Raw genomic sequence first — 20,346 nt, 5'->3', positions numbered from 1 at the left:
TGCCGAGACCAGATCGTTACGCGCAGGTGATCGTGCGTCCGCGCACCGTCACATAGAGTCCCGTCTCGGCGCACACGCAAGTGGCCTGGAACACCCCGGGCCTGAAGGCAGAGAAGGTGAGCATGTCGGCACAGACTGCCGGACCCGAGACCCTGGGTCACCTGAGCGACGAGGCGCCGCCGCCGGACCCCACCAGCAAGAAGGCCAAGTCGATCACCGGCAAGTCGCCGATGCGGATCGCCCTCGGCCGTCTGGCCAAGGACAAGATCGCCGTCGTGTGCGCGATCGTGGTGCTGTTCTTCGTGCTGGTCGCCGTCTTCGCCGGGGTCATCGCGAAGGTCTTCGGTGTCAGCACCGACACCGTGTTCCCCAGCCAGTTCCTCGACACCCTCGGCGGCGGCCTGCCGCTGCCCGAGTACGGCCCGCCCAACGGCGGCTTCACGATGGAGCACCCGTTCGGTATCGCGCCGCAGACGGCTGACGACAACCTCGCCTACTGGGTCTACGGCTGCCGTACCTCGCTGTCGATCGCGGGCATGGCCACGCTGATCGCGTCCATCACCGGCGTGCTGGTCGGCCTCACCGCCGGGTTCCTCGGCGGCGTGGTCGACAAGATCTTCTCCTTCGTGATCGACCTGTTCCTCACGGTCCCGTTCCTGCTGGCGGCGCTCACGATCGCGCCGATCATCAACGAGCGGTTCGCGGCGAGCGACAACTACGGCCGGATCCAGTTCTGGAACCTCGTGGCCGTGCTCGCGATCTTCGGCTGGATGGGCGTTGCCCGTCTCATCCGCGGTGAGGTGCTGTCGCTGCGCGAGCGCGAGTTCATCCAGGCCGCCCGCGTGATGGGGATGCCGACCCGGCGGATCCTCGTCAAGGAGCTGCTGCCGAACCTCGCCGCGCCGATCGTGGTGGCCGTGTCGCTGATGCTGCCCGCCTTCGTGGCGCTGGAGGCCGGCCTGGCCTTCCTCGGCATCGGCGTGACGACGATCCCGTCGTGGGGCCAGACGATCCTCAAGGCCGTGCCGTACTTCGAGAGCTACCCGCTCTACCTGTGGCAGCCGCTCCTCGGCATCGTCGCCCTGGTGCTGGCGCTCAACCTGCTGGGCGACGCGATCCGCGACGCCCTCGACCCGAAGACGCGGCGCTGACGCCGCTCTTCCCCTGACGTTGCCCACGGCTCTCCTCGTGGGCACGAAATGAAGATGACGAAAGGCTGGACAATGAGACGGAGCAAGCCGCTGGCGGTAGTCGCCGGTGCTGCGCTGTTCACCCTCGCTGCATGCGGCGGCGGGTCGGACAGCGGTGACGACGGTCCGGGCAGCGACAAGACGTTCACGGCCGCGGCCGACGTTGCCAAGGACGAGGAGATGCAGGGCCCGGCCCCCGAGATCGAGGGCGCCGAGTCGGGCGGGACCATCACGGTCTTCCTCCCCGGCGACCCGGGTCCGGACAACATCGACCCGACGGGTGGCTGGTCCGTGACCGGCAACTCGATCCAGCAGGCGCTCACGAGCCGCTCGCTGACCCAGTACTACCGCGACCCCGAGACCGGCAGCATGATCCTGGTCCCGGACCTCGCGACCGACCTGGGCACCGCCAACGAGGACTACACGGAGTGGACCTTCACCATCCGTGACGACGCCACGTGGGAGAACGGCGAGCCCGTGACGGCCGAGGAGGTCGCCTGGGGCATCTGCCGGTCGATGGACTCCGACCAGTTCCCGTCGGGTCCGGGCACCGAGTACTCCCAGACCTACTTCTTCGGTGCGGGCGAGTACAAGGGCCCCTACACCGGCAAGGACGAGGACTGCTCCGACTGGGGCGGCGTCGAGGTCAACGGGTCCGACGTGACCATCAAGATGGCCAAGCCGTTCCCGGACATGGACTACTGGGGCGCCTTCATGGCGATCGGCCCGGCCCCGCTGGGCAAGGCCAGCCAGCCGCCGAACTACGGCGCACAGACGATCCTGGCCAACGGTCCCTACAAGGTCGACTCGTTCCGCCCGGGCGAGGAGCTGGTGCTGGTCAAGAACGACCAGTGGAACCCGGACTCCGACCCGGCGCGTCACCAGTACGCCGACAAGTGGGTCTTCAAGTTCAACCAGGACCAGGCCCAGGTCGACCAGATCATGCTGAGCGACAACACCGAGTCGCAGACCTCGGTGTCGACCGCCATCGGCTCGAACAACTACGAGCGCGCCAACAGCGAGCTCGGTGACCGCCTCGTGCAGCAGTCGTCGCAGTGCACCAGCTTCTGGTCGCCCGACTACACCAAGATCACCGAGATCGAGGTGCGCAAGGCCCTCGCCTACGCCTACCCCTACACCGACGTCTGGCTCGCCAGCGGTGAGGTCCCCGGCGTGACCCGCGTCCCCGCGAACTCGATCATGCCCCCGGGCATGGCCGGCAAGAAGGAGTACTTCGCGGACGGCGAGCAGTTCGAGTACAACCCGGAGAAGGCCAAGGAGCTCCTGGCCGAGGCCGGCTACGGCGACGAGCCCTACCAGATCACGATGGTCTACTACGAGGTCGACCCGAACGCGGTCGCCGCGCAGAAGCAGATCGAGAAGGGCCTCGAGGAGTCCGGGTTCTCCGTCAAGGGCATCCCGGTCCAGGACTCGCCGTACAACATCTGGCTCGACCCCGACAACAAGATCAACAAGCAGCTCAACCTGCGTGGCGTGAACTGGTGCTCGGACTGGCCGTCCGGTCTGACCATGGTCCCGCCGCTCACCAAGGGTGGCGCTGTCTACAACACCTCGTTCTTCGACGAGGCTGAGATCAACGAGGAGATGGACCGCATCGTCACCGAGCTCCCGCTCGACGAGCAGGCTGACGCGTGGGGTGCCCTGGACGAGAAGATCGGGACCGAGTACTTCCCGATCATCCCGACCGCCTTCCGCAACGACCTGTTCGTCTTCGGTTCGAAGATCGGCTACGGCGTCGGCGACGGTTCCATCGGAGCCCCTTACTACAAGGGCCTCTACGTGATGCAGTGATCGGCGTCCTACGCTGATCCGATGCACCACCTGAAGTAAGTCCAAGAGGTGGGGGCTCCCGGCCACAGCCGGGGGTCCCCACCTTGGGCCGACAGCGGCCTGTTCGACTCCCACCCCAGAGAAGAGCCCTGATGTTCGCGTATGTCGTCAAGCGCGCGCTTGCCGGTGTCGTGGTGATCGCCCTGGTCTCGATGGCGATCTTCGCGCTGTTCTGGTTCGGGCCCTCGAGCCCAGCCCAGCCGATCTGTGACCGTGAGACCAGCAACCGGTGCACCCCCGAGCGCCTCGAGCGCTACGAGCGCTCCCTCGGGTACGACAACCCCGTCTACGTCGAGTACGGCAAGTTCATGAAGGGTGTCGCCGTCGGTCGCGACATCTCCATCGGCGCCACGACCTACGACTGCGCCGCTCCCTGCCTGGGGTACTCCTTCCGGACCAAGGCCCCGGTGTGGTCCGAGATGAAGGAACGGCTCCCTGCCACCTTCTCCGTCGCGATCGGAGGTGCGGGGCTCTACCTGCTGATGGGAGTCCCCATCGGCGTGGCCGCCGCCCGCCGACGAGGCACCGTCGCCGACAAGGCGCTCGTGTCGAGCTTCCTCACCATCAGCTCCATCCCGTACTACCTCTTCGCGCTGCTCACCTGGCTCTACCTCACGGTGATCTTCGAGGTCCCCTTCTTCAGTGACACCGGCTACTTCCCGATCACCGATAACCCCGCCAAGTGGTTCTCCGGCATGGCGCTCGCCTGGATCGCGCTGGGCATCTTCGGCTGCACCCAGTACACCCGCTACACCCGCGGTGCCATGGTCGAGGCGCTGAACGAGGACTACATCCGGACCGCCAAGGCCAAGGGCCTGCCGCCACGGACAGTGGTCTACAAGCACGGCCTGCGCGCCGCCCTGGTCCCGGTCGTCACCATCTTCGGTATCGACTTCGGCACCCTGCTGGCAGGCACGATCTTCACCGAGCGCATCTTCAACATCGACGGTATCGGCTTCTGGACGCTGGAGGCGGTCAACGCCCGCGACCTGCCCGTGGTCATGGCCACGGCGATCTTCGGCGCCGCTGCGCTGATCATCAGCAACCTGATCGTCGACGTCGTCTACAGCGTCCTGGACCCGAGGGTGAGGCTTTCGTGACCGAGCAGACCAGCACCGTGCCCGCGTCGACCACCGCGGGCGCCACCGGCGAGCCGTTCCTGGCCGTCGAGGACCTCACGGTCAAGTTCCCCACCGAGGACGGCCTCGTCACCGCCGTCTCCGGCCTCAGCTACTCCGTCGAGAAGGGCAAGACGCTCGGCATCGTGGGGGAGTCCGGCTCCGGCAAGTCGGTCTCCAGCCTGGCGGTCCTCGGGCTGCACGACGCGAGGTCGAGCCGGATCACCGGCTCCATCCGGGTCGACGGCACGGAGGTCATCGGGCTCTCCGAGCAGCGGATGCGCAAGCTCCGCGGCAACGCCATGTCGATGATCTTCCAGGACGCCCTGGCGGCCCTGCACCCCTTCTACAAGGTCGGTGACCAGCTCGCCGAGGCGTACCTCGTGCACCACCCGAAGGCGAGCAAGCGCGACGCGCGTCGCAAGGCCATCGAGATGCTCGACCGCGTCGGCATCCCGCAGCCCGACCGCCGCGTCGACGACTTCCCGCACCAGTTCTCCGGCGGCATGCGGCAGCGCGCGATGATCGCGATGGGCCTCATCAACGACCCGTCGCTCCTCATCGCCGACGAGCCGACCACGGCCCTCGACGTGACGGTGCAGGCGCAGATCCTCGACCTGCTGCAGGACCTCCAGCGCGAGTTCAACTCCGCGATCATCATCATCACCCACGACCTCGGCGTCATCGCCGAGATGGCCGACGACGTCCTCGTGATGTACGCCGGCCGGGCGGTGGAGTTCGGCTCCACCAAGGAGATCCTGACCCACCCGGAGATGCCCTACACGTGGGGTCTGCTCTCGAGCGTCCCGGACGTCACCGGCGACACCGACGCGCGGCTCATCCCCATCCCCGGCAACCCGCCCAGCCTGCTCAGCCCGCCGACGGGGTGCTCCTTCAACCCGCGGTGCGTCCACAAGGACAAGGTCCCCGGTGGCCTGTGCGAGACCGAGCTCCCGGAGCTCGTTCCGGGCCAGCGCGGTCCCCGCCACCTCAAGCGATGCCACCTCGCCGACCCGGACCGCGTCTACGAGGCCGAGATCCTGCCGGAGATCGCCCCCGACCTGGTCGAGGAGACCCACTGATGTCCGACCTGAACACCGACAAGCACGACGAGGCCGCCGAGCAGGAGCCGGCCGCCGTCGAGGAGCAGCACGGCGAGCAGCCGGCCGAGGGCGCGTCGTTCGCCGACCTCGCCGAGCACGGCCACGCCGCCTCGCGGCTGGACCCCGACGCGAAGCCGGTCCTCGAGGTCGAGAACCTCAAGATGTACTTCCCGGTGAAGTCCTCGGGCGTGGTGCGCCGCACCATCGGCCACGTGCAGGCCGTCGACGGCATCTCGTTCCAGGTCCCCGAGGGCGGCTCGCTCGGACTCGTGGGCGAGTCCGGCTGCGGCAAGTCGACCACCGGACGCCTGATCACGCGGCTCTACAAGCCGACCGCGGGCAGCATGCACTTCGAGGGCCAGGACCTCGCGCAGCTCTCGCCGCGGCAGCTGAAGCCGCTGCGCAAGGACGTCCAGATGATCTTCCAGGACCCCTACACCTCGCTGAACCCGCGGCACACCGTGGGCTCGATCGTGGGGGCCCCGCTCGCGGTGCACAACATCGTGCCGAAGAACCAGATCCTGTCGCGCGTGCAGGAGATCCTCGAGGTCGTCGGCCTCAACCCCGAGCACTACAACCGCTACCCCAACGAGTTCTCGGGTGGTCAGCGGCAGCGCATCGGCATCGCCCGCGCGCTCACACTGAACCCCAAGCTGCTGGTGGCCGACGAGCCCGTCTCCGCGCTCGACGTCTCCATCCAGGCGCAGGTGATCAACCTGCTCCAGGACCTGCAGTCCGAGTTCAACATCGCGTTCCTCTTCATCGCGCACGACCTGGCCGTGGTCCGGCACTTCTGCCCCGAGGTCGCGGTGATGTACCTCGGCAAGATCGTGGAGATCGCCGACCGGGACACCATCTACGGACGGGCCCACCACCCGTACACCCAGGCCCTGCTCTCGGCGGTGCCGGACGTCAAGCAGGCCGCGGTGGGCGGCCGGCGCGAGCGCATCCGGCTGGAGGGCGACGTCCCCAGCCCGATCAACCCGCCGTCGGGCTGCCGGTTCCGCACCCGCTGCTCGCTGGCCCAGGAGATCTGCGCCAAGGTCGAGCCGCCGCTGCTGCAGATCGGCAAGCGCCACAAGGTCGCCTGCCACTTCGCCGGAGAGCTCGGCAAGCACCCTGCCACCCCGGTGACGTCCGACCTCCTCGGGGTCGACGCCCAGGGCTCGCCGCAGCCGGGCGCCTCCGTGGTGCCGGTCTCGACCGGGCCGGGCTTCGACGACGAGTGGTTCGACGTCGAGCGCCGGACCATGGTCTCGGCCTGATCCTGCAGCCCTCGGACTGACCGTCGTGGACGGGCTCTTCGACGTACCCGGCACGGACCGGGCGGCCGGCGGTACGCCGTCGGCCGCCGGCGGGTCCCTGTCGTCGTACGGCCACGCCGCGGCGCCACTCGCCGTGCGGATGCGTCCGCGCACCCTCGAGGAGCTCATCGGCCAGGAGCAGCTGCGCGCCGAGGGGGCGCCGCTGCGCCGTCTCATCGACGGCGACCAGTCGATGTCGCTGCTGCTGTGGGGACCCCCGGGCACCGGGAAGACCACGATCGCCTCGATCCTGAGCCAGCAGACCGACCGGCGGTTCGTGGAGGTCTCGGCCGTCTCCGCCGGGGTCAAGGAGGTGCGGGCCGCGATCGACGCCGCCCGCGCCGAGCTCGTCGCCGGCGGCCGGGAGACAGTGCTGTTCGTGGACGAGGTCCACCGGTTCAGCAAGGCGCAGCAGGACGCGCTGCTGCCCGGCGTCGAGAACCGCTGGGTGACCCTGGTCGCGGCGACGACGGAGAACCCCTTCTTCTCCGTCATCTCGCCGCTGCTGTCGCGCAGCCTGCTGCTGCGGCTGGAGTCGCTCACCGACGACCATGTGCGTGCGGTCATCGACCAGGCGCTCGTCGACGAGCGGGGGCTCGCGGGGGCGGTGACGCTCGACGACGACGCCCGCGAGCACCTGGTCCGGCTGGCCGGGGGAGACGCGCGGCGGTCGCTGACCTACCTCGAGGCCGCGGCCGGGGCCGCGGTCGCCACGGGTGCCACCACCATCGACCTCGCCACGGCGGAGACGGCGGTGGACCGTGCAGCGGTGCGCTACGACCGGCAGGGCGACCAGCACTACGACGTCACCAGCGCCTTCATCAAGTCGATCCGCGGCTCGGACGCCGACGCGGCGCTGCACTACCTCGCCCGCATGGTCGAGGCGGGGGAGGACCCCCGCTTCATCGCCCGCCGGCTGGTGATCCTCGCGAGCGAGGACATCGGGCTGGCTGACCCCACCGCGCTGACGACCGCCGTCGCGGCGGCGCAGGCGGTGCAGCTGATCGGGATGCCCGAGGCGCGGCTCAACCTCGCCCAGGCGACCATCGCGCTGGCGGTCGCGCCCAAGTCCAACGCCGTCATCAAGGCCATCGACGCGGCCAGCGCCGACGTCCGCGCCGGCAAGGTCGGGCCGGTGCCGCCCCACCTGCGCGACGCCCACTACTCCGGCGCGAAGAAGATCGGGCACGGCGCGACCTACGTCTACAGCCACGACGAGCCCTACGGCATCGCGGAGCAGCAGTACGCGCCCGACGTGGTGGCGGACGCGCGCTACTACCAGCCCACCTCGCTGGGGGCGGAGGCCGCGGTCAAGGAGCGCTGGGAGCGCATCCGACGCCTCGTCCGGGGCCGGAAGTCACCGCGATAGGGTCGGGCACTGTGATCGACGAAGGGACCTGGGGCGCGGCCGTGACCCCGTCCACCGTCGCCGTCGCCCTCGGGATCGCGGGGTGCGCGGTGCTGCTGGCGGGTGTCCTCGGCCTGGCCCTGCTGCGCGCCCGCACGCGCCACCGCCTCGAGCTGGCCGCCGCCCGGGCGGAGACCGCGGCGCTGCGCGCGCAGGTCGCCCAGGTGCAGCGCCGGCTGGCTGCCGAGGAGCGCCGGGCGGCCACCGAGCTCCGGATCACCGACCTCGACCTGTCGGCGGCCACGGCGGAGGCGAGGCCCGCCGCCGGCCGGCCGCCCGCCGTGCCCGCCCGCCCCGCGCAGGGCACGCCTGCCACCACCGGGGCCGCCCCGGGGATCGACCGCGCCCTGTTCGCCGACCTCGTGCTGCGCGAGACGGTGGTCCGGGCTGCCTCGCTGGCCCACGGCGTACGCCGCGCACTCGCGCCCGAGACCCGCAACCGGGTCCGCTTCGAGGTCCGCCGCGAGATCCGCCGCGCCCGCAAGCAGCGCCGGGCGGACCTGCGCGAGGCGCGACGCGACTGGGAGGCGCGGCAGCGCGCGACCCTCGACGACGAGCACGCAGCGTGAGGGACGACTGATGAGCAGAGGTCTGTGGTTCGTGGCCGGCGCCGGCGCCGGCGTCTACGCCGTGGTGCGGGCACGCCGCGCCGCTGAGGTGTTCACCGCCGACGGCCTGCGCGACCGGTGGTCCGGCCTGACCCTGGGCGCCCGGCTGCTGCGCGAGGAGGTCGCGCAGGGGCAGGCGGACAAGGAGGCCGAGCTGCGGGTGCGCTACGGCCTGGTCCCCTCCGGCGCCCCGGCGCTCGCCGGCGGCCGGCACCGCGCCGGCGCCGCTCCGCAGCCCGTCGGCCAGCCGGGCAGCCAGCACGGCACCCCCCACGCAGTGGCCGGCCCGGTCCCGGGCTCGACCCCCACCCCCGACGAGGAAGGCAGCACCTGATGGACACCGCGGAGATCCGCCGAAGGTTCGTCGCTCACTTCGAGCGCAACGGCCACACGACGGTGCCGTCTGCGTCGCTGCTGCTCGACGACCCCAACCTGTTGTTCGTCAACGCCGGCATGGTGCCGTTCAAGCCCTACTTCCTGGGCCAGGAGACGCCGCCGTACGCCCGCGCGACGAGCGTCCAGAAGTGCGTCCGCACCCCCGACATCGAGGACGTCGGCAAGACGACGCGGCACGGCACGTTCTTCGAGATGTGCGGCAACTTCTCCTTCGGCGACTACTTCAAGGCCGGGGCGATCGAGCTCGCCTGGGAGCTGGTGACCCGCTCCCACGAGGACGGCGGCTTCGGCCTCGACGAGGCGCGGCTCTACCCGAGCGTCTACGCCGAGGACGAGGAGGCGCTCGAGCTCTGGATGAAGGCCACCGGACTGCCGGCGGAGAAGATCCTGCGCCTCGGCAAGAAGGAGAACTACTGGTCGATGGGCGTCCCGGGCCCGGGTGGCCCGTGCTCGGAGATCCTCTACGACCGCGGCGGCGCCTACGGCCCCGACTTCGACCCGACGCAGATCGGGCCGGACATGCCCGTCGAGCTCGAGGACCGGCTGCTCGAGATCTGGAACCTCGTCTTCATGCAGGACGAGCTCAGCGCGGTGCGGTCCAAGTCCGACTTCGACATCGCCGGCTCGCTGCCGAAGAAGAACATCGACACCGGCATGGGCCTCGAGCGGGTCGCGTTCCTGCTCCAGGGCCGCGAGAACATGTACGAGATCGACGTGATGTTCCCGGTCATCCAGAAGGCCGAGGAGCTCACCGGCCGCCGCTACGGCGCCGGCGGACAGCAGGGCCATGACGACGACGTCCGCTTCCGCGTCGTCGCCGACCACGTGCGGTCGTCGATGATGCTGATCTCCGACGGGGTGACCCCCGGCAACGAGGCCCGCGGCTACGTCCTGCGCCGGCTGCTGCGCCGCGCCGTCCGGTCGATGCGGCTTCTCGGCTTCGAGGACCGCGCGCTGCCCGAGCTGCTGCCCGTCAGCCGCGACAAGATGGGGGAGACCTACACCCAGCTCCACCAGGACTGGGAGCGGATCTCCGCCGTCGCGTTCGCCGAGGAGGACGCCTTCCGCACGACCCTCCGGGCCGGCACGGCGATCTTCGACCTCGCCACCACCGAGGTGAAGCAGGGCGGCGGCGCGCAGCTCTCCGGCGCCAAGGCGTTCGCGCTCCACGACACCTACGGCTTCCCGATCGACCTCACCCTCGAGATGGCCGCCGAGCAGGGCCTCTCCGTCGACGAGGGCGAGTTCCGCCGGCTGATGAACGAGCAGCGTGAGCGGGCCAAGGCCGACGCGAAGGCGAAGAAGGGCCAGCACCGCGACGCCGGCGCCTACCGCGCGGTGGCCGACACCCTCGGCAAGGCGGTCGAGTTCACCGGCTACTCCGAGGTCGTCACCGAGGGCGCCGTCCGTGGCCTCGTGACCGCCGGCGGGGTCGTCGACGTCGCCCGCGAGGGCGAGGAGGTCGAGGTCGTCCTCGACCGCACGCCGTTCTATGCCGAGGGCGGTGGCCAGCTCGCCGACGAGGGGCTCATCGAGCTCGAGAACGGCGCGCTGCTCCAGGTCCGCGACGTGCAGTCGCCCGTGACCGGCCTCATCGTCCACCAGGCCGTGGTGATCTCGGGCGAGGTCACCGCCGGCCTGGCGGCCCAGATGAAGGTCGACATCGAGCGGCGCCGCTCGATCTCGCGGTCCCACACCGCGACCCACATGGTCCACAAGGCGTTCCGCGAGGCGCTCGGCGACACCGCCACGCAGGCCGGCTCCGAGAACTCCCCGGGCCGGTTCCGCTTCGACTTCTCCGCCACCGGCGCGGTCCCGCACTCGGTCATGGCGGACGTCGAGGCCCGGGTCAACGACCTGGTCCTCGCCGACCTGGCCGTGCACGCCGAGGTGATGACCCAGGAGGAGGCGGTGAAGTCGGGCGCCATGGCGCTGTTCGGCGAGAAGTACGGCGACGAGGTGCGGGTCATCTCCGTCGGCGACTGGGCCCGCGAGCTGTGCGGCGGCACCCACGCCCTGCGCTCCGGCCAGCTGGGCGTGGTCAAGCTGCTCGGCGAGTCCTCCATCGGCTCCGGCGTACGCCGCGTCGAGGCGCTCGTCGGCGGCGACGCCTACCGCTTCCTCGCCCGCGAGCACGTCCTGGTGGCGCAGCTGTCCGAGGCGCTCAAGGTGCGCCCGGAGCAGCTGCCCGAGCGGGTCAACGACATCGTCGAGAAGCTGCGGACCGCCGAGAAGGAGATCGAGAAGATCCGCGTCGGCCAGCTGCTCGCCGCGGGCGGCCAGCTGGCCGCCGACGCGGCCGACGTCTCCGGCGTCAAGGTCGTGGCCCACCGCGCCGACGGTGCGGGTGGTGGCGACGTGCGCACCCTCGCGCTCGACGTGCGCGGCCGGCTGCCTGCGGGCCAGCCGGGCGTCGTCGTCATCATCGGCACCCAGTCGGACTCGGGGGGCGCCGGCAAGGTCGCCGTCGTCGCCGCCGTCAACGACGAGGCCCGCGACAGGGGGATCTCCGCCAATACGCTCGTCGGCGCCGTCGGACCGCTCGTCGGCGGCCGCGGCGGCGGCAAGGACGACGTGGCCCAGGGCGGCGGCACCGACGCCAGCCGCATCGACGAGGCGCTCGCGCTGGTGTCGACCGAGGTCGCGCGGGCCGTCGGCTGATGCGACCCGGCGTCCGCCTCGGGATCGACCCCGGGGACGCCCGGATCGGGGTCGCGCGCAGCGACCCGTCCGGGTTCCTCGCCACGCCCGTGGAGACCGTGCGGCGGGGCAAGGGCGACCTGAAGCGGATCGCCGAGATCCTCGCCGAGGAGGGCGCGGTCGAGGTGGTCGTCGGGCTGCCCCGGTCGCTGGCCGGCGGCGAGGGCCCGGCCGCGGCCAAGGTGCGCGAGTTCGCGGCGGCGCTGGCCCGTCGCGTGGCGCCGGTGCCGGTCCGGCTGTGCGACGAGCGTCTCACCACGGTCTCGGCGGAGGCTATGCTGCGCGACCGTGGCCGCAAGGGCAGCAAGCGCCGCGAGGTGGTCGACCAGGCGGCCGCGGTGCTGATCCTGCAGCACGCACTGGACATCGAGCGCTCGTCGGGGGCGGCGCCGGGCGAGATCGTCGAGGAGACGCATGAGTGAGGAGCCGCTGGTGCCGGTCGAGGAACCGGCAGCGGAGACCTACCAGACCGGTGGCCGGCGGCGGAAGCGCCGGGGCCTCCCCGGCTGCATCGCCGTCCTCGTCGCGCTCGCCATCGTGGTCGGCGGCGGCTACATCGCGGTGAGCCGGGGCCTCCAGTGGGTGGAGGACCGGTTCGCCGACCCCGAGGACTACGCCGGGCCCGGCACGGGGAAGGTCACGGTCGAGGTGGCGGAGGGGGACACCTCCACGGTCATCTGCCGCAGCCTCAAGGACGAGGACGTCGTCGCCTCCGTCGACGCCTGCATCGCGGCCGCGAACGCCGACCCCGACGCCGCCGGCATCCAGGTCGGCTTCTACCAGCTGAAGAAGCAGATGGCCGCGGCCGACGCGATCGACGTGCTCGTCGACCCCTCGAACATCGTCACCAACAGCGTCACGATCCCCGAGGGGCTCCGCGTGGTCGACATCGTCGACATCCTCGCGGACGAGACCGACTTCGGCGCCGCCCAGTTCGAGAAGGTGCTGTCCAGCCCGAAGAAGCTCGGGCTGCCCGCCTACGCGGACGGCAACCCGGAGGGCTACCTGTTCCCCTCGACGTACGCCTTCGGTCCGAAGGACAAGCCGGCCGACATGCTCCGCGCGATGGTCGAGCGGTGGGAGCAGGCAGCCGCCGACGTCGACCTCGAGGCCCGGGCCGAGGCGCTGGGCTTCACCCCGCACGAGATGATGACCATCGCCTCGCTGGTCGAGGCCGAGGGACGCGGCGACGACATGCCGAAGATCGCCCGCGTGATCTACAACCGGCTCGAGGGCGACGAGACCAACGGGCTGCTGCAGATCGACGCCACGGTCAACTACGCGGCGAACCAGGAGCTCGGCGCGGTCCCGACGACCGAGGACCTCGAGCTGGACTCGCCGTACAACACCTACAAGAACCCCGGGCTCCCGCCGGGGCCGATCGAGGCTCCCGGCGAGGAGGCGATGCAGGCGGCCGTGCAGCCTGCCGAGGGCGGTTGGTACTACTACGTCACGGTCAACCTCGCGACCGGCGAGACGAAGTTCGCCGAGACGTACGACGAGTTCCTCACGTACAAGAACGAGCTGCGGGAGTATTGCGCGAACGAGTCCGAGGGCGCCTGCTGACCGCGGGCCCCTGATCGTCACGAGGAGGGGCCGGTGAGGTGTGCCGTCCTGGGTGACCCGATCGCCCACTCGCTGTCGCCCGTGCTGCACCGGGCGGGCTACGACGCGCTCGGGCTCGCGTGGACCTACGAGGCCCACCGGGTCCCGGCCGGCGGCCTCGCGGGCTTCGTCGACGGGCTCGACCAGGACTGGCGCGGGCTGTCGGTGACGGCGCCCCTCAAGCGGGAGGCACTGGCGGCGGCGACCGCCCGCAGCGAGACCGCGGTGCTCGCCGGCGGCGCCAACACGCTGGTCCGCGGCGACGACGGCTGGCACGCGGACAACACCGACGTCCCGGGGGCGCGCGCGGCGGTCCGCGAGCGCTGGGACGGCCCGGTGCGCTCGGCGACGGTCCTCGGCGGCGGCGCGACCGCCGCGTCGACCGGTCTCGCGCTGTGCGACCTGGGGGCCACGACGGTGCGCCTGCTCGTGCGCTCGCCCGAGCGCGCCGCCGAGGCCGCGGAGGTCGTCGCCGCCCACCCCTCGGCACCCCGGGTCGATGTCGGCCGGCTGGCCGACGACCCGGTCGAGGGCGACGTGGTCGTCTCCACCGTCCCGGCCTCCGCACAGGACGAGTCGCTGGTCGCCCGCTGCGCGGACGTGCCGGTCGTCTTCGAGGTCCTCTACGACCCGTGGCCCACGCCGCTGGCCGCCGCCGCCGGCGACCGGGTGCTCGTGGGCGGCCTCGACCTGCTGGTCCACCAGGCGGCCCTGCAGTTCCGGGCGTTCACCGGTGTGGCGGCGCCAATCGCCGTGATGCGGGAGGCGGGGGAGCGGGCGCTGGCGGAGCGGGCCGCCGCCGGGAGGGAACGGCATGGCTGACCTGCTGGCGGTGGCCGTCGCTGCGGGAGCTGCGGCGCTGCTCGCGGTTCCGGCGCCGCGCGTCGTGGCCTCGCTGCCCGAGCCGGCGGCCGTCACGCCCGCCGGCGGCCTGCCCGACGGCCTGCCCGACGAGCCCCCCAAGGTGCCCTACGCCGACCTGGCCGCGACCCCGGGCCTCCGGGTCCGGCTCGTCGTCGCGGCCGGGCTGGTCGGCGCGGTGCTCGGCGCGGCCCTCGGCTGGCGGGCCGACCTGCTGCTGTGGGTGCCGCTGGTCCCGCTCGGCGTGGTCCTCGCCTGGATCGACTGGCGTACCCGACTGCTGCCGCGACTGCTGGTGCTGCCCGGCGTGGCCGCCGTCCTCGTCCTGGCGGGAGCGGTGGCCGCGGCCTCCGGGGAGGCCGACGCGCTGCTGCGGGGCCTCGTGGGACTGGTGGCGTCGTTCTGCTTCTACTGGCTGCTGTGGTGGATCCACGCCGCCGGGATGGGGTTCGGCGACGTGCGGCTGTCCGCCGTCACCGGCTTCCTGCTGGGCCACCTCGGCTGGGCCGAGCTGCTGGTGGGCAGCTACCTGCCGTTCCTGCTGCTGGCCGTCCCCGGCCTCACCCTCGCCGTCGTACGCCGCGACCGACGGCTGCTGAAGGCGGCGTACCCCTTCGGCCCGGCGATGCTGGCCGGCGCCGCGCTCGGCGTCGTCCTGGCGCCCTGGCTGGCCGGCGGTCTCGCGACGGGGTGACCGGCGCCGGGGCGCGACACCCGCGTGAAAGACTGGCGCCATGCTGCGTTGGCTCACTGCAGGCGAGTCCCACGGCCCCTCCCTGGTCGCGATCCTGGAGGGGCTGCCCGCCCATGTCCGGGTGACGACCTCCGACCTCGCCGACTCCCTGGCGCGGCGCCGGCTCGGCTACGGCCGCGGCGCCCGGATGAAGTTCGAGCAGGACGAGGTCTCGATCCTGGGGGGCGTCCGCCACGGCGAGACGCAGGGCGGCCCGGTGGCCGTCCTCGTCGGCAACACCGAGTGGCCCAAGTGGGAGAAGGTGATGTCGGCCGACCCGGTCGACCCCGACGAGCTCGAGTCGCTCGCGCGCAACGCCGCGCTGACGCGACCCCGACCCGGCCACGCCGACCTCGTGGGCATGCAGAAGTACGACTTCGACGAGGCCCGCCCCGTCCTCGAGCGCGCCTCGGCGCGCGAGACCGCCGCGCGCGTGGCGCTCGGCCGGGTGGCCTCGAACTTCCTCGAGCAGGCCGTCGGCGCCCGGATCGTCTCCCACGTCGTCGAGCTCGGCGGCGTCCCGGCCCCGGCCGGCTCGGTCCCCGGCCCCGACGACGTGGCGCGGCTCGACGGCGACCCGGTGCGCTGCCTCGACCCCGACGCCAGCAAGGCGATGGTCGAGCGCATCGACCAGGCCCACAAGGACGGCGACACGCTCGGCGGCGTCGTCGAGGTGGTCGTCCACGGTCTGCCGCCCGGGCTCGGCTCCCACGTCCACTGGGACAGACGGCTGGACGCGCGGCTGGCGGGCGCGCTGATGGGCATCCAGGCGATCAAGGGCGTCGAGGTGGGCGACGGGTTCGCCCTCGCCGCCACGCCCGGGTCCGAGGCCCACGACGAGATCGTCCCGACCGACGACGGGCTGCGCCGCACCAGCGGCCGCTCCGGTGGCACCGAGGGCGGCATGTCGACCGGCGAGGTGCTCCGGGTGCGGGCGGCGATGAAGCCCATCGCGACCGTCCCCCGGGCGCTGCGGACCGTCGACGTCACGACCGGCGAGGAGGCTGTCGCCCACCACCAGCGCTCCGACGTCTGCGCGGTGCCGGCCGCCGGCATCGTCGCCGAGGCGATGGTGGCGCTGGTCCTCGCGGAGGCCGTCGTCGAGAAGTTCGGCGGCGACTCGCTGCAGGAGACGCGGCGCAACGCCGAGGCCTACCTCGACTCGCTGAGGTACCGGTGACGGGGCAGGGACAGCCCGGGCCCCGCGCCGTGCTCGTCGGGCCGATGGGGGCGGGGAAGACCACGGTCGCGGGCCTGCTCGCCGAGGCGTGGGGCGTCGCCGTCCGCGACACCGACGCCGACGTCGAGGCCGCCGAGGGCCGCACGGTCTCCGAGATCTTCGTCGACTCCGGCGAGGAGCACTTCCGGGCGCTCGAGGCCAAGGCGGTCGCCGAGGCGCTCGCGACCCACGAGGGCGTGCTGGCGCTGGGTGGCGGCGCGGCCCTCGACCCCGCCACCCGCGGCCTGCTGCAGGGGCACCGCGTGGTCTTCCTGCGGGTCGGCCTGTCCGACGCGGTGAAGCGCGTCGGGCTCGGCACGTCCCGGCCGCTGCTCCTCGGCAACGTCCGCGGCCGCATCAAGCAGCTGCTCGACGAGCGCACCCCGGTCTACGAGTCCGTGGCGACCCTGGTCGTCGACACCGACGGCCGCAGCCCGGAGGACGTGGCCGCCGAGGTGATGGAGGCGCTGTCGTGATGGCCGCGACGGGGGAGTCGGTGCTGCGCGTCGGCGGCGCCTCGCCGTACGACGTGGTGGTCGGGCGCGACCTGCTCTCGCGGCTGCCCGGGCTCGTCGGGGACGGCGCGCAGCGTGTCGCGGTCGTCCACCCCGACGACCTGCCGGAGCTGGCCAAGCCGGTCCTCGAGGCGCTGGCCGGCACCCACGAGGTGACCCGGCTGGGCGTGCCGTCGGGGGAGCAGGCCAAGACCGCGAGCGTGGCGGCCGGCTGCTGGGAGGCGCTCGGCGACGCCGGGTTCACCCGCTCCGACGCGGTGGTGACCGTCGGTGGTGGCGCCACCACCGACCTCGGCGGCTTCGTCGCGGCAACCTGGCTGCGCGGCGTGCGTGTGGTCCACGTGCCGACGACGCTGCTCGCCATGGTGGACGCGGCCGTCGGCGGCAAGACCGGCGTCAACACCCGCGCCGGCAAGAATCTCGTGGGCTCCTTTCACGAGCCTGCCGGGGTGCTGTGCGACCTCGCGCTCCTCGACAGCCTGCCGCGCGAGGAGCTCGTCGCCGGCCTCGGCGAGGTGGTGAAGTGCGGCTTCATCGCCGACCCGGCGATCCTCGACCTGGTCGAGGCGACCGACCCGGCCGCACTGACCCCGGCCTCGCCCGAGCTGCGCGAGCTCGTCGAGCGGGCCATCCGGGTCAAGATCGACGTGGTGGTCGGCGACCTGCGCGAGACCGGCGGCGCGGACGGGCACCCGGGGCGGGAGGTGCTCAACTACGGGCACACGCTCGGCCACGCGATCGAGCGCGCGGAGGACTACCGGATCCGGCACGGCGAAGCCGTGGCGGTCGGCTGCGTGTTCGTCGCGGAGCTGGCGCGCCTCGAGGTCGGACTGCCCGACGAGGTCGTCGAGCGGCACCGCCGGGTGCTGGCCCGGGTCGGCCTCCCCACGTCGTACGACGGCGCGGACTTCGAGACGCTGCTCGCGGCGATGCGCGTCGACAAGAAGGCGCGGGGCTCGCAGCTGCGCTTCGTGGTGCTCACCGACCTGGCCGAGCCGCGGGTGCTCGCCGGGCCGGCGGAGCAGAGCCTGCGCCGGGCGCACGCCCTGGTCCGGGGAGGTGCCGCGTGAGGGTGCTCGTGCTCAACGGCCCCAACCTGGGTCGGCTCGGCCGCCGGCAGCCCGAGATCTACGGCACCACCACGCACGCCGAGCTGGCCGACCTGTGCCGCGGCTGGGGCGCCGACCTGGGCCTCGACGTCGAGGTCCGGCAGACCAATCACGAGGGCGACCTGCTCGACTGGCTCAACCAGGCCGCCGACGACGAGACCCCGGTGGTCCTCAACGCCGGAGCGTGGACCCACTACTCGTGGGCGCTCCACGACGCCTGCGCCCAGCTGACCGCTCCGCTGGTCGAGGTGCACCTCTCCGACCCGACGCAGCGGCCCGAGGAGTTCCGGCACACGTCCGTCGTCACGCCGTACGCCGTCGCGGTGATCGCCGGGCTCGGGGTCGAGGGCTACCGCAAGGCGCTGGAGCACCTCGCCGGTGGCGCCCACGGCGCCGGCGGCTCCGAGTAGGACCTCTGCGCGGGCGGCGATAGACTCTGCGGCCGACGTCCGGCACTCGTCCGGACCCTCTCCTGCTACTCCGACGTAAGGCTGACACGCGCGCATGGCATCGACCAACGACCTCAAGAACGGCATGGTTCTCAGCATCGACGGCCAGCTCTGGTCCGTCGTGGAGTTCCAGCACGTCAAGCCCGGCAAGGGCCCGGCGTTCGTGCGTACCAAGCTGAAGAACGTCGAGTCGAACAAGATCATCGACAAGACCTTCAACGCCGGCACCAAGGTCGAGACCGCCACGGTCGACCGCCGCACGATGCAGTACCTCTACAACGACGGCAACTCGTACGTCTTCATGGACGTCCAGAGCTACGAGCAGCTCGAGGTCGCGCCCGAGACCGTCGGCGACGCGAAGAACTTCCTGCTCGAGAACCAGGACGTCATCATCGCCACCAACGAGGGCCGCGTCCTCTTCATCGAGCTGCCGGCGTCGGTCGAGCTCGAGATCACCTTCACCGAGCCGGGTGTCGCGGGAGACTCCGCGACCGGCCGCACCAAGCCGGCCACCCTCGAGACCGGTCACCAGATCCAGGTCCCGCTGTTCGTCGGCCAGGGCGAGAAGGTCAAGGTCGACACCCGCGACTCGTCGTACCTCGGTCGCGTCAAGTCCTGATGGCGGCACGCTCCAAGGCCCGCAAGCGGGCGCTCGACATCCTCTTCGCCTCCGAGCTCCGTGGCGAGAAGCCGGTGGACGCCCTCGAGCGGGCGATCGCCGAGGGTGAGGGACCGACCAACGAGTACACCGCGGTGCTGGTGCGCGGCGTGGTCGAGCACCAGGCCCGGATCGACGAGCTGCTGACGCAGTACTCCGAGGGCTGGACCCTCGCGCGGATGCCCGCGGTCGACCGGAACGTGCTGCGGCTCGGGGTCTACGAGCTGCTGTACGCCGACGACGTCCCGGACGCGGTCGCCGTCACCGAGGCGATGGCGCTGGTGCGGGATCTCTCCACCGACGAGTCGCCGGCCTTCGTCAACGGCATCCTCGGCAACCTGCAGCGCAACAAGTCCTCGCTCTGAGCCCGATTACCGGGCCCGCCGGTGTGGCCCCACTCACCATCCGGGTGGGGCCACACCGCGCACCCGTACGCTGACCCGCATGGGAGACGTGGCGGACCAGGCGAAGCGGGCAGGGCGCGAGGCACACGAGAGCGACTGGTTCGAGCACGCGGTGCGGTTCGGGCTCGTCACCTACGGGGTCGTGCACGTGGTGATCGCGTGGATCGCGCTCCAGCTCGCCTTCGGTGACCGCAGCGGCAAGGCGTCCAGTGACGGCGCCCTCAACCGGATGGCGCAGGAGCCGTTCGGCGAATTGCTGATCTGGCTGATCGCGGGCGGCATGTTCGTGCTCGTCGCGTGGCGGCTCCTCGAGGCGTCGGTCGGCCACCGCGACTGCGACGACAAGGAGCGGATCCGCAAGAGGCTGGGCTCCGCCGGCAAGGCCGTCATCTATGGCGCCATCGGCGTCTCGGCGATGCAGACCGCGATCGGCGCCGGGTCGAAGGGCGGTGGCACGGACTCCACCACCAAGAAGCTGATGGACCTCCCCGCCGGCACGTGGATCGTGGGCGCCGTCGGGCTCGGGATCATCGCCTACGGCGTCGTCCACGCCGTCCGCGCCTGGACCGGCAAGGTCGAGGACCACCTGACCCACGAGGGCCAGAGCGGCGACTCCGGCACGGCGTACCTGCTCTTCGGCAAGATCGGCTACCAGGCCAAGGGCATCGCCATCGCGATCGTCGGCGGCCTGTTCATCTACGCGGCCATGACGCACGACCCCAAGAAGTCCGGCGGTCTCGACGTCGCCCTCCAGAAGGTGCTCCAGCAGCCCTTCGGCCAGTTCCTGCTCGCCGCCATCGCCCTCGGTATCGGCTGCTACGGCCTCTTCTGCTTCGCCCGGGCCCGCCACCTCTCCCGCTGACCTCCACCGGTGGTTGAGGTGCGAGCGGAGCGAGCCTCGAAACCCCCGCAGCCAGTGCAGGGCGGTGACCAACGGTGGTCGAGCCCATCGAGAACCGGTGAGGTGCGCAGGGCGGCGACCATACGTGGGTCGAGCCCGTCGAGACCCTTGGAACCGGGTCGGTGACATGCCCCTGCCCCCGCCGAGCGTGGCCTGGCGGGGTGTGGGGCGGGGCAGCTACTGCTCGGGCGGATCCGTGGACCGGTGCGCCTCG

20 protein-coding genes are annotated in these 20,346 nt (G+C 71.8%); all 20 read left to right on the top strand.

The features are described 5' to 3' along the window. Positions 1 to 122 precede the first annotated feature (122 nt). The 20 genes from ACFP2E_RS04470 (at position 123) to ACFP2E_RS04375 (ending at position 20,093) form a co-directional block, all read left to right on the top strand. Positions 123 to 1,151 carry an ABC transporter permease gene (locus ACFP2E_RS04470; protein WP_378521444.1) on the top strand — a complete coding sequence of 343 codons (1,029 nt, stop codon included), beginning with the start codon at positions 123 to 125 and terminating at the stop codon, positions 1,149 to 1,151. Between the two features lie 72 nt (positions 1,152 to 1,223). Further along, entirely contained in the window at positions 1,224 to 3,002 is a 1,779-nt protein-coding gene (locus tag ACFP2E_RS04465) for an ABC transporter substrate-binding protein (protein ID WP_378521445.1), read from the top strand. Between the two features lie 131 nt (positions 3,003 to 3,133). Beyond that, positions 3,134 to 4,141, top strand: coding sequence for an ABC transporter permease (locus ACFP2E_RS04460; protein WP_378521446.1), 1,008 nt, complete (start codon positions 3,134 to 3,136; stop codon positions 4,139 to 4,141). Then, entirely contained in the window at positions 4,138 to 5,241 is a 1,104-nt protein-coding gene (locus ACFP2E_RS04455) for an ABC transporter ATP-binding protein (RefSeq protein WP_378521447.1), read from the top strand. The genes ACFP2E_RS04460 and ACFP2E_RS04455 overlap by 4 nt, the downstream gene beginning before the upstream one ends. A gap of 182 nt (positions 5,242 to 5,423) precedes the next feature. Continuing rightward, entirely contained in the window at positions 5,424 to 6,527 is a 1,104-nt protein-coding gene (locus tag ACFP2E_RS04450) for an ABC transporter ATP-binding protein (protein ID WP_378521467.1), read from the top strand. Positions 6,528 to 6,552: 25 nt separating this feature from the next. Further along, entirely contained in the window at positions 6,553 to 7,935 is a 1,383-nt protein-coding gene (locus ACFP2E_RS04445) for a replication-associated recombination protein A (RefSeq protein WP_378521448.1), read from the top strand. An 11-nt stretch (positions 7,936 to 7,946) separates the two neighbouring features. Further along, positions 7,947 to 8,543 carry a hypothetical protein gene (locus tag ACFP2E_RS04440; protein WP_378521449.1) on the top strand — a complete coding sequence of 199 codons (597 nt, stop codon included), beginning with the start codon at positions 7,947 to 7,949 and terminating at the stop codon, positions 8,541 to 8,543. A 10-nt stretch (positions 8,544 to 8,553) separates the two neighbouring features. Then, positions 8,554 to 8,916 carry a DUF6167 family protein gene (locus ACFP2E_RS04435; RefSeq protein WP_378521450.1) on the top strand — a complete coding sequence of 121 codons (363 nt, stop codon included), beginning with the start codon at positions 8,554 to 8,556 and terminating at the stop codon, positions 8,914 to 8,916. After that, entirely contained in the window at positions 8,916 to 11,639 is a 2,724-nt protein-coding gene (gene alaS / locus ACFP2E_RS04430; protein WP_378521451.1) for an alanine--tRNA ligase, read from the top strand. The genes ACFP2E_RS04435 and alaS overlap by 1 nt, the downstream gene beginning before the upstream one ends. After that, positions 11,639 to 12,100 carry a Holliday junction resolvase RuvX gene (gene ruvX, locus ACFP2E_RS04425; protein WP_378521452.1) on the top strand — a complete coding sequence of 154 codons (462 nt, stop codon included), beginning with the start codon at positions 11,639 to 11,641 and terminating at the stop codon, positions 12,098 to 12,100. Before alaS ends, ruvX begins: the two co-directional genes overlap by 1 nt. Continuing rightward, positions 12,093 to 13,244 carry an endolytic transglycosylase MltG gene (gene mltG / locus ACFP2E_RS04420; protein ID WP_378521453.1) on the top strand — a complete coding sequence of 384 codons (1,152 nt, stop codon included), beginning with the start codon at positions 12,093 to 12,095 and terminating at the stop codon, positions 13,242 to 13,244. Before ruvX ends, mltG begins: the two co-directional genes overlap by 8 nt. A gap of 33 nt (positions 13,245 to 13,277) precedes the next feature. Then, entirely contained in the window at positions 13,278 to 14,105 is an 828-nt protein-coding gene (locus ACFP2E_RS04415; protein ID WP_378521454.1) for a shikimate dehydrogenase, read from the top strand. Further along, the gene (locus ACFP2E_RS04410; RefSeq protein WP_378521455.1) at positions 14,098 to 14,838 is read left to right on the top strand and encodes a prepilin peptidase; all 741 of its coding nucleotides are present in this window, start codon (positions 14,098 to 14,100) and stop codon (positions 14,836 to 14,838) included. Before ACFP2E_RS04415 ends, ACFP2E_RS04410 begins: the two co-directional genes overlap by 8 nt. A 40-nt stretch (positions 14,839 to 14,878) precedes the next feature. Beyond that, a complete protein-coding gene (gene aroC, locus ACFP2E_RS04405) occupies positions 14,879 to 16,057 on the top strand; it encodes a chorismate synthase (RefSeq protein ID WP_378521456.1) in 1,179 nt (392 codons plus the stop codon). A gap of 44 nt (positions 16,058 to 16,101) precedes the next feature. After that, positions 16,102 to 16,572 carry a shikimate kinase gene (locus tag ACFP2E_RS04400; protein ID WP_378521468.1) on the top strand — a complete coding sequence of 157 codons (471 nt, stop codon included), beginning with the start codon at positions 16,102 to 16,104 and terminating at the stop codon, positions 16,570 to 16,572. After that, a complete protein-coding gene (aroB, locus tag ACFP2E_RS04395) occupies positions 16,572 to 17,681 on the top strand; it encodes a 3-dehydroquinate synthase (RefSeq protein WP_378521457.1) in 1,110 nt (369 codons plus the stop codon). The genes ACFP2E_RS04400 and aroB overlap by 1 nt, the downstream gene beginning before the upstream one ends. Then, entirely contained in the window at positions 17,678 to 18,130 is a 453-nt protein-coding gene (locus ACFP2E_RS04390; protein WP_378521458.1) for a type II 3-dehydroquinate dehydratase, read from the top strand. Before aroB ends, ACFP2E_RS04390 begins: the two co-directional genes overlap by 4 nt. A 94-nt stretch (positions 18,131 to 18,224) precedes the next feature. Then, a complete protein-coding gene (gene efp / locus ACFP2E_RS04385) occupies positions 18,225 to 18,788 on the top strand; it encodes an elongation factor P (RefSeq protein ID WP_378521459.1) in 564 nt (187 codons plus the stop codon). Beyond that, positions 18,788 to 19,192: a transcription antitermination factor NusB gene (nusB, locus tag ACFP2E_RS04380; protein WP_378521460.1), complete on the top strand. Its 405-nt coding sequence runs from the start codon at positions 18,788 to 18,790 to the stop codon at positions 19,190 to 19,192. The genes efp and nusB overlap by 1 nt, the downstream gene beginning before the upstream one ends. Positions 19,193 to 19,271: 79 nt before the next feature. After that, positions 19,272 to 20,093: a DUF1206 domain-containing protein gene (locus tag ACFP2E_RS04375; RefSeq protein ID WP_378521461.1), complete on the top strand. Its 822-nt coding sequence runs from the start codon at positions 19,272 to 19,274 to the stop codon at positions 20,091 to 20,093. Positions 20,094 to 20,346: the final 253 nt, after the last annotated feature.

The sequence above is a fragment of the Nocardioides sp. GCM10027114 genome, assembly GCF_042659625.1.
Classification (GTDB): domain Bacteria; phylum Actinomycetota; class Actinomycetes; order Propionibacteriales; family Nocardioidaceae; genus Nocardioides.
Note: the sequence above shows the minus strand (reverse complement) of the source record. Positions and strands in the feature narration are given on the sequence as shown.

Coding starts and splice junctions, on each gene's coding strand:
- ACFP2E_RS04470 (WP_378521444.1), top strand. CDS start 123: ATGTCGGCACAGACTGCCGGACCCGAGACCCTGGGTCACCTGAGCGAC.
- ACFP2E_RS04465 (WP_378521445.1), top strand. CDS start 1,224: ATGAGACGGAGCAAGCCGCTGGCGGTAGTCGCCGGTGCTGCGCTGTTC.
- ACFP2E_RS04460 (WP_378521446.1), top strand. CDS start 3,134: ATGTTCGCGTATGTCGTCAAGCGCGCGCTTGCCGGTGTCGTGGTGATC.
- ACFP2E_RS04450 (WP_378521467.1), top strand. CDS start 5,424: ATGTACTTCCCGGTGAAGTCCTCGGGCGTGGTGCGCCGCACCATCGGC.
- ACFP2E_RS04435 (WP_378521450.1), top strand. CDS start 8,554: ATGAGCAGAGGTCTGTGGTTCGTGGCCGGCGCCGGCGCCGGCGTCTAC.
- alaS (WP_378521451.1), top strand. CDS start 8,916: ATGGACACCGCGGAGATCCGCCGAAGGTTCGTCGCTCACTTCGAGCGC.
- ruvX (WP_378521452.1), top strand. CDS start 11,639: ATGCGACCCGGCGTCCGCCTCGGGATCGACCCCGGGGACGCCCGGATC.
- mltG (WP_378521453.1), top strand. CDS start 12,093: ATGAGTGAGGAGCCGCTGGTGCCGGTCGAGGAACCGGCAGCGGAGACC.
- ACFP2E_RS04410 (WP_378521455.1), top strand. CDS start 14,098: ATGGCTGACCTGCTGGCGGTGGCCGTCGCTGCGGGAGCTGCGGCGCTG.
- aroC (WP_378521456.1), top strand. CDS start 14,879: ATGCTGCGTTGGCTCACTGCAGGCGAGTCCCACGGCCCCTCCCTGGTC.
- ACFP2E_RS04400 (WP_378521468.1), top strand. CDS start 16,102: ATGGGGGCGGGGAAGACCACGGTCGCGGGCCTGCTCGCCGAGGCGTGG.
- aroB (WP_378521457.1), top strand. CDS start 16,572: ATGGCCGCGACGGGGGAGTCGGTGCTGCGCGTCGGCGGCGCCTCGCCG.
- efp (WP_378521459.1), top strand. CDS start 18,225: ATGGCATCGACCAACGACCTCAAGAACGGCATGGTTCTCAGCATCGAC.
- nusB (WP_378521460.1), top strand. CDS start 18,788: ATGGCGGCACGCTCCAAGGCCCGCAAGCGGGCGCTCGACATCCTCTTC.
- ACFP2E_RS04375 (WP_378521461.1), top strand. CDS start 19,272: ATGGGAGACGTGGCGGACCAGGCGAAGCGGGCAGGGCGCGAGGCACAC.